The following is a 12,164-nucleotide window of genomic DNA, read 5'->3' as shown; positions in this document are numbered from 1 at the left end:
ACTCGCTAACGCTCGTAACTAAGCGATTCACGCAGATTTCTGCGTCGCTATCGCTCCTAAAAACCTGGTTCTCTGCTTATATTCCTCGATAGCTCAGTTGGTAGAGCAATCGGCTGTTAACCGATCGGTCGTAGGTTCGAGTCCTACTCGAGGAGCCACATTTTAGTCTTTGGAGATTTAGAGAAGGGGAATAAGGAGGTTACTCGCTAACGCTCGTAACTAAGCGATTCACGCAGGTTTCTGCGTCGCTGTCGCTCCTAAAAACCTGGTTCTCTGCTTATATCGCGGGATGGAGCAGTTGGTAGCTCGTCGGGCTCATAACCCGAAGGTCGTAGGTTCAAGTCCTACTCCCGCAACCAATTTATGGTGGCTATGGTGAAGCGGTTAACACGCCGGATTGTGGCTCCGGTATTCGAGGGTTCGAGACCCTCTAGTCACCCCAGAAATTAAGACGGGATTCTATTTTTCTGAGATAGATTTCCGTCTTTTAATTTATCTCTAGTGATGCCGTTCACTGCATATAATTGCATAGGGATATACTATACTACCTAAGTCAGGGCGTCGATAGAAGGGATTATATAAGATTTCCCCCGGCATATTGACATTGGTTGGGGTGTACTGGTATTATAGACATAATTAAATAACCGTTTTCCGATAGAGGTTGCGGGGACCAACAGTAAGTATACAGAGCTGGCAGCGATGATGGTACTGAAAGGGGCAAACCGCCGAAGTGAAGGTTTTGCCAGAAACTTTTGCTGGTTTTACGTTTAAGAAATGTAAGACTGTCACCTGCTGATAGTACAGGTGGAGCGCTATCTTGCACCAGCCGTTAAGAGCATTCTTTTGTTGCCAGGCAGTTTGCGAGATTTAGCGCAGACTGCTTTTTGTATTACTGGTACTGATTTTTGGAAGGGTAGGCGAAACATTTGGCTGAGAAAGTGATACCGTTTACAAAAGAACAATTAACAGAAATTATTAAAGAATACCCAACACCGTTTCATATTTATGATGAGCAGGCTATCCGTCGCAATGTCCGCAATTTAATTAAAGCCTTTGCTTGGGCGCCGGAGTTTAAGGAGTATTTTGCTGTTAAAGCCACTCCTAATCCTTATATTTTACAAGTGCTGAGGGAAGAAGGACTGGGAGCGGACTGCAGTTCGCTGGCTGAGCTTATTTTGGCTGAGAAAGCCGGTATGAGCGGGGAAGAGATTATTCTCACTTCCAATGATACTCCGGCTGTTGAGTTTAAGAAAGCGCGTGAGTTAGGGGCTATTATTAATCTGGATGATATTAGCCACATTGATTATTTGGATAAGCATGCAGGCATCCCGGATATGATTTCGTTCCGCTATAATCCGGGACCGTTGCGTGAAGGCGGCAACTCGATTATTGGCAATCCGGAAGAGTCTAAATACGGATTAACGAGGAAGCAGCTTCTGGATGCATACCGGATTATGAAGAGTAGAGGCGTAAAACGATTTGGCCTTCATACAATGGTTATTTCTAATGAGCTTGATCCCAACTACTTTGTGGAAACCGCCAATATGATGTTTGACCTTATTAATGAAATTTATCGTACTCTTGATATTAAGGTTGAATTTGTTAATTTTGGTGGAGGGATTGGCATTCCTTATCGCCCTGAACAAGAACCGGTTAATATTAACACAATCAGCCAGGGAATCAAAAAGGCGTATGAGACTAAGATTGCCGCTAATGGGCTTGCGCCGCTCAAAATTGCCATGGAGTGCGGACGGATGATTACCGGCCCTTATGGTTATCTGGTATCAACCGTGTTACACAAGAAAGAAATTTATAAAAATTATGTTGGCCTTGACGCCTGTATGGCTAACTTGATGCGACCGGCCCTATATGGTGCTTATCATCACATTACAGTCCTCGGGAAAGAAGACTGGCCGCTTGGCTATATCTATGATGTTACCGGATCGCTGTGTGAAAACAATGATAAATTTGCCGTTAATCGCAAGCTGCCTATGATCGATATTGGTGACGTATTGGTCATTCATGATGCTGGGGCACATGGTCACGCAATGGGCTTTAATTATAATGGTAAATTGCGTTCAGCCGAATTAATGCTGAAGAGTGACGGCAGTGTTCAGCTGATCCGGCGGGCAGAAACTATTGAAGATTATTTTTCTACTTTAGATTTTACGGGACTGGAATAAATAGGTTGTATAAGAAATCATCTGGTTATTGCCAGGTGATTTTTTCTAATATAAATATATAGGAGGCCATGTCCTTTTTCTAGCTGATGTTTTGGGAAATAATAAACATAGATTTTATTTAGTGTATAAAAAATTTCAAAAAAACAACTAAATCGTTCTTCCAAAATTAGGGAATATAGTTTATAATGTTAATTGTTGTTGAGAAGAGGTATTTTTCTGTGTGGGGGCGCGCTCGTTGTCTAAAAATATCGAAGCTTTGAATATCCTTGATATAATAGAATATTTACGGAGACAGATGAATTTGCTGGCTGCATCTTATGGAGTTTCTGATCCTCAGGTATTAGAAACCAGTCAGTTGTTAGACAGCCACATTAGCAAGTATTATCGTATTCAGCAGGATAATTAAGCAGTTAGTTGTCAGCTTGTTGATATAGTACTCAGACTGTTATAGATGCTAGTAAAGTACAGGTTCTTTCATTAAAAGCATAGTGTAAAACCATGGAAGAAGGTTTTTTATGAGCTGGACCAGTCTTGCGGCGATTGCTGTGGCAGGGTTTATTATAATCGATCAGTTTTATACTGCTGTAAACCTACGAATGCTTTTTATTGCAATTATTATTCTCGGCCTGGTGTGGCTGGATTTCAAACGAATGCTAATTCGTCTGGCTATTCGTCTACTGCGAGCTATAAGGTATATCTTTACTCCCAGCAAATATTATAAATAGCCTCTCGGAAGAGGCTCAGTTAATCATATATTAACCCGGAGGTAGATCATCCTGAACACATTAGCTGGAGTTTTGGCACTGATTGAGGAACAGTTTGTTATATCTACCGATTTTATGCGAGACATTGCTATTTGTTTTCAGCAGGACATGTGCAATGGTCTGGCTGGAAAGGCAAGTTCCCTGAAAATGCTACCGTCTTTTCTTGGTAATCCGACAGGCCGGGAGCAGGGGCAAGTAATTGCTATTGATTTTGGTGGTACTAATATTCGCGTATTGTTAGTCGAACTGGCTGGTAACGGTCAGGTTACTATTATTGACAAACGTGCAGCCCTATTAAAAGATAAGCATGGGAATTACGATTATACTGCGGCATCTGCCTCCGGTGAGGAACTTTTTGATTTCATCGCCGGCAAAATAGCTGAAATTGCACCCAGTGATGGTACATATCCCCTGGGGCACACGTTTTCCTTTCCCTGCCGGCAGCAAGGTGTTAACGAAGCCGTACTGATCACCTGGACGAAAGAATTTACAACGAGCGGGGTTGAAGGCCGGAATATCGGCGAATTATTGCAGGCAGCGCTGGCACGCAACGGGCTTAGCCATATTAAATCAGTAGCCGTAATTAATGACACTACCGGTACATTATTATCAACTGCTTATACCGACATGGCCACTTCGGTCGGATCAATCTGCGGAACAGGCCATAATACCTGCTACCTTGAACCTTGTCATCCTCTGACTGGACAGCCTATGATTATCAATTTGGAGGCAGGCAACTTTGACGGAATCCAGCAAACAGAATATGACAGGCAGCTCGATACGGACAGTGAAAAAATTGGATCTCAACGGCTTGAGAAAATGGCTTCAGGACAATATTTGGGTGAGCTGGTGAGACTGATTATTCATCAGCTCGCAATTAAGAGGCATATATGTATTGTTTCAGACAGGCTGCGGGTTCCTTATTCAGTTTCAACAGCAGACCTTTCACCGGTTCTGGCCGATGAATCACCGGCACTGGACGCTGTAGCCAATATGGCCGCTAAGTGTTGGGGACTTACTGGGTTAAGGATTCATGAGCTTGCGGCAATCAAGAGCGTTGCCCGCCTTGTTACAAGGCGTTCCGCCCGTTTAGTAGCTGCTACATGGGCTGGCGTTTTAATTAAGATTGATCCGATGCTAACAAGGCAACATACAATTGCGGTTGATGGCTCATTGTATGAAAAGATGCCAGGGTATAAAACTCACTTATTGGAGGCTATAGCGGAAATATTTAGTCAAAATGCCAAGCAGATAACGCTTAAACTAAGTAAAGATGGCTCCGGCATAGGCGCGGCTATTGCTGCCGCCACGGTATATAATACAAAAGTATAAAGAATAGATAAAAAACAGGCTGATCTATTGGTATGGATCAGCCTGTTTTGTTTGGATTCAGGGTATGATAGGGTGGTGCCGCTGGAAGCGACAAGGGAAAATCCTGCTGTTTTAAACGATTGTGACCCAGCGTATTGCTATTATGGTTGATTATAAATAATTCTGTCGGTGTTGACATTATTCGATTCTCATAATATAATAGTCAAGTAACAATTGAACATGACTCCGTAGCTCAGCTGGATAGAGCGTTTGACTACGAATCAAAAGGTCGCAGGTTCGAATCCTGCCGGGGTCGCCATAGATATTTCAGGGGTTTACGGGCATTTTCGTAAAGCCTTTTTTTCGTTTTCAGAGCAGTTTTACAACAACCGTACAACAACGCGGCTGAACCTGGCGGGAAGGGTTTGTGTTAAACCGTACTAACCGGCCGTCTGGCAAACAGGCTGTGCCTTTGTGCACAGCCTGTTTGCGTACTTTCCGTAATGCATTAACGGTTGCACGGCCCTGAGGAGCACTGCCAGTTAAGTGTAGGAAACACGGCTATTGTAGCGGCAGCATTTTATAGTAAACGCTGTTGACGAAAAAAACGCCAGGCAAGCGCGCCGCAATCGGTTATGCACCATGCCACGAAGGCCATATATCCTCCGTAGATGCCATAGCCTGCCTTTATTGCCAAAAAATAAGCCAAAGGCAAAAAGACAAGATAACCCGATATCCAGCCTTCATAAACAATAAACCGGGTATCTTTGCACCCGGTGAGCGCCCCGCGTAGGACCATGTAAATGGCAGAAAATAGCTGACCGGCGCAAACAAGCCGCATTGTTTGCGCCGCCTGCGCTGCCACTTGTTTGTCGGTCGGACTGAAAAAATTGCTGACAGTTGCGGAAAAGATAACCAGCAAACCGCTTGTAATCAAGACGACCCCAACGCTCATTTGACCGATCCGGCGCACGGTGGGGACCAGCAGGCCGCTATGAAGGGGGTTCAATAGCCGGGGAACAATAATTGAGGCTGTGATGAGAAAGCCGACGGCGGGCAGATAGGCTAAATTAAAAACCTGTAAGGTAATCTGATGCACCGCCAGAGCAGCAGGTCCCAACGGTTTGACGATGAACACAAAAAGCAGCAGGGCCAGCAGTGTGGAGCCTGTGTTCAGGCCGACATCGACGGCCAATGCGACATATTCCGGGATTTGTTTGAAAAATGGTTGCTTAACGTGCAGACAGGAGCTGGTCAAAGGCTTCTTTACTGCCAGCAGCATGAGGATGCTGAACCCGGCAAGGCTGGCAAGCAGCGTTCCCCAGGCCGCTCCCTTTACGCCCAGGCTGGGAAAGCCAAAGCCGCCGCAAACCAGCACATAATCCCCCAAAACATTGAGCAGGCAGACAACAAAGGTTGCATACAGCGGCGTTGCCGTGTCCTTTAGCCCCCGGAACAGTCCGGTAAGCACATAGGAAAATAATATGAACGGCAAGACCCATAGCCAGACTGTCAAGTAGTCTGTACCGTGATACTGCATTGCCGCATTACCGGCAAGCCGGTAAACCCAATGACTGATGAGCGGGGCGAAGGCAGTGAACAAGCCGCCAATTATCGCCGCCAGGAATAACCCGCTGCTTACTATGGCGGTTGCTTTTGGCATATTATTCCCAGACGAGGCTTCGGCGATTAAAACGGTTGTGCCAAGCCGGAACCCTTCCAGAAAATTAAACAGCACAGCGCATAAGGCATTAGCGATGGCTACGGCGGCAATGGCCTCAGTGCCGTAAGGGGCGATGAAAGCCAGGTCAATCATGCCGTTAATTAACACAACAGATTGGGCGGCGATAACCGGCCAAGCCAGCTTGCCGATTTGTCGGTAACTTATGAGTGGTTGCATAGCGTTTCCTCCGTGAAAGCAAAAAAAGACACCGAATAACCGGCGTCTTTTCGCAAATATTTTTCAACAATAGGACGATCTTATTGCGGTCAAGAGGTTCCGGTAATTGTTCGCGATATGCGATTGCCTAAAAAAGGGCGGACGAAGCCAATTTTGGCCCAAACCGCTTGCGCGAACCGGCGATTGTACATCACGGGGCAATACGCAATCAAAAACAGCATACATCCTCTTGACCTCCTTTCACAGGGAATTCTCTTTTCATTTTAAGACACCGATCAGTTGGTGTCAATGACTTGCCGTCGTCGTGAAAATCCAGCGCCGGCACCAGCAGCAGGCCGGGCCCCTGGCGGATGTAGTCCCTGGCCGGCCAGAACAAATCCATGGTCAGCCCGGTTTCCCTGTTTTTCGGCGCTAAGAACGCCATTAACCCACATGACTTCTCTCGGAAAATACGCGGGAGAGGAAAATAAAAAAGGCCGCCTCTTGGTGACGGCAACCCCAAAACAGACAGTATCTGAATTTTCATCGGCGGCGTTGTACTTCTCAGATTGTTAAACTTAAATTCTTCTTGACTAAAGAATAGACAATAAGTTGGTGAAAAGGCCTTATTAGCCCAAAATAGCTTCGTCCTCCTAAATTATGAAATTTTATGATTGTTGTCACATAAACTTTCGAATCGTTTTGAGCCAAAAATAGGGAAAGCCTATAATTGAGATGCTTATCGTTTTTTCCCATTACAATTTCATTTACAGTTCGCTTCAAGACCGTAAAGGCAAATAAAAAAACCTTAGAACCTGGATTATAACTGCTTGTTTTATTCGTTAGTATACCCTCGTCTATTTGGAGACCGAACGGTTGGACTAAGCTGTCTCTAATGCGTTTCAGGAGAACTATCCAGGGAAGCGATGATAAATCAAAAAGGTCGCTTAGAATTTGATCAATACTTCTATTTTGCACATTGATCACAGTTTCGTAGGAATCACAATAATTAAACTCCCCAAAGCCATTGCGAATAATAGAGCCATTAGGTATACAGTTCCGTCTTTTAACTATACTCATATAAATTCCCTCGCTTTTACAATTGAGCATTAATTATAAGCGATTTGCTTTAAAATTTTCAAATCGCTTTTGATATCCTTGGAGAACTCTCTCTTCATCTTATGACACTTGCAAGCTGGTATCAATGGCTTGCCTATTGGGTTTAACGCAGTCGTTTGTGACACCGGCCCGGCGGCAACGTCCCGTACGGTGTTTGCCGACCTCATCCGGGCCGGCTGAGCCGGTATACGGCCAGGGCGGTGGCGGCAAGACACAGCCAGGCCAGCCAGTCGCCGGTCAGGCTGTACAGCGAGCGGCCGCCGCCGGCCGGGAGCCGCCCCAGCAGGGTCGCTTCGCCGGCGGCCGCATCGGCGGCGGTCAGGCCCAGGATGCGGCCGCGGCTGTCGCTGAGCGTCAGCAGGCCCCACTGGGCGGCGCGGGCGACGGCCATATTGCCCTCTACGCCGCGCAGGACGGCAATGCGGGCGTGCAGCCAGCCGTCAGCGTGAAAATCCAGTGCCGGCACCAGCAGCAGGCCGGCCCCCTGGCGGCTGTAGTCCCTGGCCGGCCGGATAAAGTCCATGTCCTTGCAGATGGCCAGTCCCGCCGCGGTCCCGCCGGCGTCCAGCCAGGCCAGGCTGTCGCCGGGCGTGTATTGGCTTTCATAGGCCGGCAGCAAATGCTGCTTGTCATAGGCGGCGGCCGGCGAGCCGTCAGGAGCAAAGGCGACCGCCGAATTGGCCAGCCGCTCCTGCTGGAGACTGAGGCCGGCAACGAGGACAACCCGGTTGCTCGCCGCTGTCCGGCTGAACAGCGCCAGCCCCGCTTCCCGGTTTTCCGGCGCTAAGAAGGCCAGCTTTTCCGGCAGCACCACTACCTGGGCCCCGGCGGCGGCCAGCGCGTCCACGCTGCGGCTGTAGCCCTGCAGGGTACGGTTCACGGTTGCGGCGTCCTGGCTGCGCAGCTCGGCCCTGGTGGCCGGGACGGCGGCCAGACCGACGGTTACCACCGGTCCGGCGGCCGGCAGATAGAGCCGGCAGACCCCGTACAGCAGCGCTGCCGCCAGCAGGACGCTGGCGGGCAGCAGGACAGAGCGACGCCCGCGCCCCTGCCGGCGGCAGCGCCAGGCAACCGCCAGGCCGGCCGGCACCAGCATGAGCAGGAAGGTGATGCCCCAGATGCCGGTCAGAGAAGCCAGTTGAATGACCGGTAGATTGAGCGCCTGGGTATAGGCCAGGCTGGCGAACGTGCCGAACGAGGATACCAGGGAACGGACATAATCAAACGCTGTCCAGCAGGCGGCAAACGCAAACGGCGCGAACGCGGCTTGCCCGGACCGGACCAAGCTGCGCAGCAGCAGCGCCGCCGCGGCAAAGGCGGCCGCGTTCAGGATGGTTGAACCGGCGAAAAGCGGCAGCGGCAAATAGCCCCACGCGTTCAGCCCGCCAAGGCTGTAGGCCGCAAGCGCGGCCAGCGCCGCCCGGCCGGCCTGTGCCTCTAAAGCGTACAGGCAGACCGGCAGCGGGGCCAGCCAGGTCAGCGGCCAGTTATCGTAAAAACCGGTGGAGAAAAAGAACAGGACGGCGCTCAGGCCGACGGCAGACAGAAAATAATAAGGCAACCGATTTTTCACGGGCGGTAAGACGGACATACGGAAAACCTCCCTTGCATTCTTCTGGATATTTTCGCCAGGCGCAAAGGAAATCCTGTGCCGGATGGGACGGACCCACCCCCTGACCCCCTCCCGGGAAACAAGCGGGAGGGGGAAAGCCGCCGCGCCACACTCACGGCCCAAAGCGGCTTACCCTGCACTGCCGCCAAAAGCGCGCGGCCGCCCTGCGTAAGCTGGGCCTGCTCCTTTGCGTCAGCAAGGAAAGCGCACCGGCCACGGCGGCCAAACCCGCGCCGCCGCGTCCCGTGCGACGGGCCTGCCGGCAGCAAGGGAGCCCCGGACTGCGCGGCGGGGAAATAAAAAGACCGCCCTCTGGTTAGGAAGGCGTACGCATAGCCGGGGAATTTTTCTTTTTTTTACCCTGGGTAAAATAGGCTATACTGCCTTAAGGAATGGTATACTTTTTCTGGGCAAGTAAAAGGAATCGCTGAGCCCTGCCAAGAATGTAAGCTAGATACAGAAAAAATATAAATTAAAATATTATATAATTTTGGGGGCTTTGTTTTTGCCTTTTTGGATGGTAATTACGCTTTAGCTAAGTGTTCGGTTAATAATGTCCAGTTCTTTGCGGGAGATGGTATTAACCCGAATGACAATGCCCTTCTTCTGTTTTTGTTCTGCCTCCTATACCGGTCTGCGGTGTCAAATGCAAGCTCGCTTCTGGGGTTAATCATCTGGCAGATTGTTATTACAATGATTGCATGCGGCGGCTGCTATGATACTGCGCCGAAAATAAAGCCTTAAATAAGAGGAAAAATGACGTAAAGGAGATAAAGCATGAAGTACAAAATTTTATTTATGTTTACATTTCTGTTAACCCTGAGTGCCAACGTGTTTGCAAAAGCGATTGATATTCCGTTTCACATAACTGATTACGGAATCCCCATGCTTGAACTAAAGATTAATGGAACTCCACAGGTTGGCATACTTGATCTGGGTTCTAGTGGAGGCGTGCATTTGCCAAGACGAATAATGGACTCTATTCCGAAGCTGAAGATAATCGGAACGCAGAAAAGGATAGACTTGGCGGGAAGAACCGCTACTAATGAGCGGTTTATTATCGAAGAACTGGATATGAACGGGATGCGATTTACGGCGGTTTCCGGTGAAGAGCTTCAGCCTTGGGGGCTTTCGCTTGGCGACCCGGTGGATGCGCCTGATGACGAAGATTTGCCGGTAATCGGTCTGGGCTTTTTCAACCGGCATACAGTGACTATCGATTATAAAAAGGGTTTGTTAAGGATTGAAGATACGCCTGTTCTGTCAGGGAGAGAAGATGAGAGCGAGTGGATACGGCTGCCTTTTCAGCTTGTTCCGGAAGGGTTGAAGGTTGAGGTTGCTCATGGAAAACAACGCTGCGGCATGATATTGGATACTGGCGCATCGCTTTCAATCATTAAAGCGCAAACGCTCGCCACAAATGTTGAGACAGTACCCGCCGACAAGGTTGATTTCTTGCCAAACGCTGACCTTTTCAAGGGGCTTGGGTTAGACTTGGTAGAATTAGACTTAAGCGATAATAAGCAGCCCATTGCACGGTTCTATGCGGCTTTGCTTGAAGATCTTCCACCCGAATTTGAAGCAGACGGACTGTTAGGGCGGGATTTCTTTGAAGCGTTTGTGGTAAAATTTGATTTGGGCTCGAATGTGTTGATGATAAAGCAGCAGGAAAAATAAATAAGCGAGAAGCCGGGCGCTGAACATTTCAGCTCCCGGCTTCATTTTTAGAGATCGCGGGTCTTTTATATCCTGTTGGCTATGCCAGTGCCTGGCTGCAGCGGGATATTTCTGGGCCAGTTGTTTTGCGCCAACAGTTCCTTGCAAATATTTTTGAACAATCTCTATTTTTAATTCCGTACTGTACATCCTTTTAGCCATAGAAAAACCCCCTTTCAGTAGATTTGGTTTTGTCTAATAAAAGGGGGGCACTTCACTGCTCAAATAGCGGCGATTATTTCTATTCACTTAACGTTTGGGCTCCGCGTCAGCGGTTTTGCCGTGAACGCAAACATAACTTTATGGCAATCAGCAGCGGCAGGCTGAGAAACAACCAGGACAATCCCTGCCAGATTCCGGCTCCGAACAGTGCGGCCACGCAGCCTAGGACGGTTAAGGATCCCAGCAGCAGGGGCAGTTTCCATATTTGCCAGGTGGATTGCGGCTGCGGCGCTTTCGCGGCCGCCAGTTCGGAAACTGCCGGTATTTGCTGTGCTATAATCGGTGGCGCCGGCCGTTTTCGCAATAGCCACAGATAGCTGCCGCTGACAATCATACCGATCGTGACGACATCCAGCAAGGCCCACAGGACTTTCAGCGGCAGGCCGCCATAATTTCCGGAATGAAGCGGATGGGCGAGCTGCAGCAGGCGTATATACCAGGGAACGGCGGCGACGGCCGTTAGCTGCCCGGTTGCCGCATCAACCAGCGCCGGCGTATACCAGTGAGTGGTATACGATGTTGCGCCTGTTGTATAAATCATATAATGATAGGGGCTGCCCCATTGGTCATTGGGAAAATAGAGGAAGGCGACGCGGTGGCCGGGAAGCGCCGCCCGGACGGTAGCGACAGCCTGCTGCACAGGGCTGAGCCGGTCAGGCGGCGCTTGCTGGCGGTAAGGCTCCAACAGGGACTGCATAGACGAAGTTTGCCAATGCTGATACAAAGGGGCGGACAGCGTATGTAAGACGCCGGTTCCCGTCACGAGCACAGCCCATACCAAAGCCACTATGCCCAGCAGTTTATGGAGATCGGCAAATTTTTGGCGCGGCGCACCTGCGGCGCGAATGGTGCCAAAGGCAGTAAACCGCGTAAACGGCTTGTAGAGGATGACGCCGGATACCAGGGCCAGCAGGAATAAAAATCCCATAAAGCCGAGAAACAACTGTCCCGGCAAACCGGCAAACAGATCGGCATGCAAACGGGAGATCCAGGTCAGCGCGGTTTTTTCCGGAGACTTGGTTTCTGAGGACGTGATGGCTTTCCCCGTGTAAGCATTCAAGGTAATCCACGGATTTTCACCGTTGTCCGGCGACGCCAGGCCGACTGAAACTTCCGGTTTTTCATTATTAATAATGACCCAGCGCGGCTGATAGGCCGGATACTCGGCGGCGGCGGCCGCGACCAGTGTGTCCAGATTCCGGTACAGAGAAGGCCGCGCCGTCAAATGCGGGCGGCTGTCCAGCGCATCTTCCAGCTCATCATGGAAGATGAGCGGCAGCCCGGTGATACAAAGCATGAGCATGATAAGGGCGCAAATCAGGCTGGACCATTTATGAAGGGAATACCAGTACCGCATG

At 49.6% G+C, this 12,164-nt stretch carries 11 protein-coding genes, 4 tRNA genes and 1 riboswitch; of the genes, 9 read left to right on the top strand and 6 right to left on the bottom strand.

The window, feature by feature from the left end:
* The first annotated feature begins 82 nt into the window (after positions 1-82).
* From ACZ481_RS17695 to ACZ481_RS17660, 8 genes are all read left to right on the top strand, one after another.
* A tRNA-Asn gene (locus ACZ481_RS17695) sits at positions 83-158 on the top strand.
* A gap of 125 nt (positions 159-283) precedes the next feature.
* Positions 284-359 (top strand) — tRNA-Met (locus ACZ481_RS17690).
* Between the two features lie 7 nt (positions 360-366).
* A tRNA-His gene (locus ACZ481_RS17685) sits at positions 367-442 on the top strand.
* A 205-nt stretch (positions 443-647) separates the two neighbouring features.
* A riboswitch (Lysine riboswitch) is annotated at positions 648-823 on the top strand.
* Positions 824-926: 103 nt separating this feature from the next.
* Positions 927-2,183, top strand: a complete 1,257-nt coding sequence (lysA, locus tag ACZ481_RS17680; RefSeq protein ID WP_464766667.1) for a diaminopimelate decarboxylase — start codon at positions 927-929, stop codon at positions 2,181-2,183.
* Between the two features lie 235 nt (positions 2,184-2,418).
* The gene (locus ACZ481_RS17675) at positions 2,419-2,589 is read left to right on the top strand and encodes a Spo0E family sporulation regulatory protein-aspartic acid phosphatase (protein ID WP_464766666.1); all 171 of its coding nucleotides are present in this window, start codon (positions 2,419-2,421) and stop codon (positions 2,587-2,589) included.
* Positions 2,590-2,698: 109 nt separating this feature from the next.
* Positions 2,699-2,908: a hypothetical protein gene (locus ACZ481_RS17670; protein ID WP_464766665.1), complete on the top strand. Its 210-nt coding sequence runs from the start codon at positions 2,699-2,701 to the stop codon at positions 2,906-2,908.
* 72 nt (positions 2,909-2,980) lie between these two features.
* The gene (locus ACZ481_RS17665) at positions 2,981-4,279 is read left to right on the top strand and encodes a hexokinase family protein (protein ID WP_464766664.1); all 1,299 of its coding nucleotides are present in this window, start codon (positions 2,981-2,983) and stop codon (positions 4,277-4,279) included.
* Positions 4,280-4,500: 221 nt separating this feature from the next.
* Positions 4,501-4,577, top strand: a tRNA-Arg gene (locus ACZ481_RS17660).
* Between the two features lie 261 nt (positions 4,578-4,838).
* On the opposite strand, the gene ACZ481_RS17655 is transcribed toward ACZ481_RS17660, so the two are convergent.
* The 4 genes from ACZ481_RS17655 to ACZ481_RS17640 all read right to left on the bottom strand — a co-directional run bounded on the left by ACZ481_RS17655 (position 4,839) and on the right by ACZ481_RS17640 (position 8,829).
* On the bottom strand, positions 4,839-6,158 hold the full coding sequence (locus tag ACZ481_RS17655; protein ID WP_464766663.1) for an MATE family efflux transporter: 1,320 nt from the start codon (positions 6,156-6,158) through the stop codon (positions 4,839-4,841).
* 208 nt (positions 6,159-6,366) lie between these two features.
* On the bottom strand, positions 6,367-6,582 hold the full coding sequence (locus ACZ481_RS17650; protein ID WP_464766662.1) for a hypothetical protein: 216 nt from the start codon (positions 6,580-6,582) through the stop codon (positions 6,367-6,369).
* A gap of 119 nt (positions 6,583-6,701) precedes the next feature.
* A complete protein-coding gene (locus tag ACZ481_RS17645; RefSeq protein WP_464766661.1) occupies positions 6,702-7,217 on the bottom strand; it encodes a DUF2867 domain-containing protein in 516 nt (171 codons plus the stop codon).
* A gap of 202 nt (positions 7,218-7,419) precedes the next feature.
* Positions 7,420-8,829 carry a nitrilase-related carbon-nitrogen hydrolase gene (locus ACZ481_RS17640; RefSeq protein ID WP_464766660.1) on the bottom strand — a complete coding sequence of 470 codons (1,410 nt, stop codon included), beginning with the start codon at positions 8,827-8,829 and terminating at the stop codon, positions 7,420-7,422.
* 816 nt (positions 8,830-9,645) lie between these two features.
* Here ACZ481_RS17640 and ACZ481_RS17635 point away from each other — a divergent pair.
* Positions 9,646-10,545, top strand: a complete 900-nt coding sequence (locus tag ACZ481_RS17635; protein ID WP_464766659.1) for a hypothetical protein — start codon at positions 9,646-9,648, stop codon at positions 10,543-10,545.
* Here the strand turns inward: ACZ481_RS17635 and ACZ481_RS17630 are convergent.
* Positions 10,462-10,746: a hypothetical protein gene (locus tag ACZ481_RS17630; protein WP_464766658.1), complete on the bottom strand. Its 285-nt coding sequence runs from the start codon at positions 10,744-10,746 to the stop codon at positions 10,462-10,464. The genes ACZ481_RS17635 and ACZ481_RS17630 overlap by 84 nt on opposite strands.
* A gap of 106 nt (positions 10,747-10,852) precedes the next feature.
* Positions 10,853-12,163 carry a PepSY-associated TM helix domain-containing protein gene (locus tag ACZ481_RS17625; RefSeq protein WP_464766657.1) on the bottom strand — a complete coding sequence of 437 codons (1,311 nt, stop codon included), beginning with the start codon at positions 12,161-12,163 and terminating at the stop codon, positions 10,853-10,855.
* Position 12,164: the final 1 nt, after the last annotated feature.

Source organism: Sporomusa intestinalis (assembly GCF_055383785.1).
Note: the sequence above shows the minus strand (reverse complement) of the source record. Positions and strands in the feature narration are given on the sequence as shown.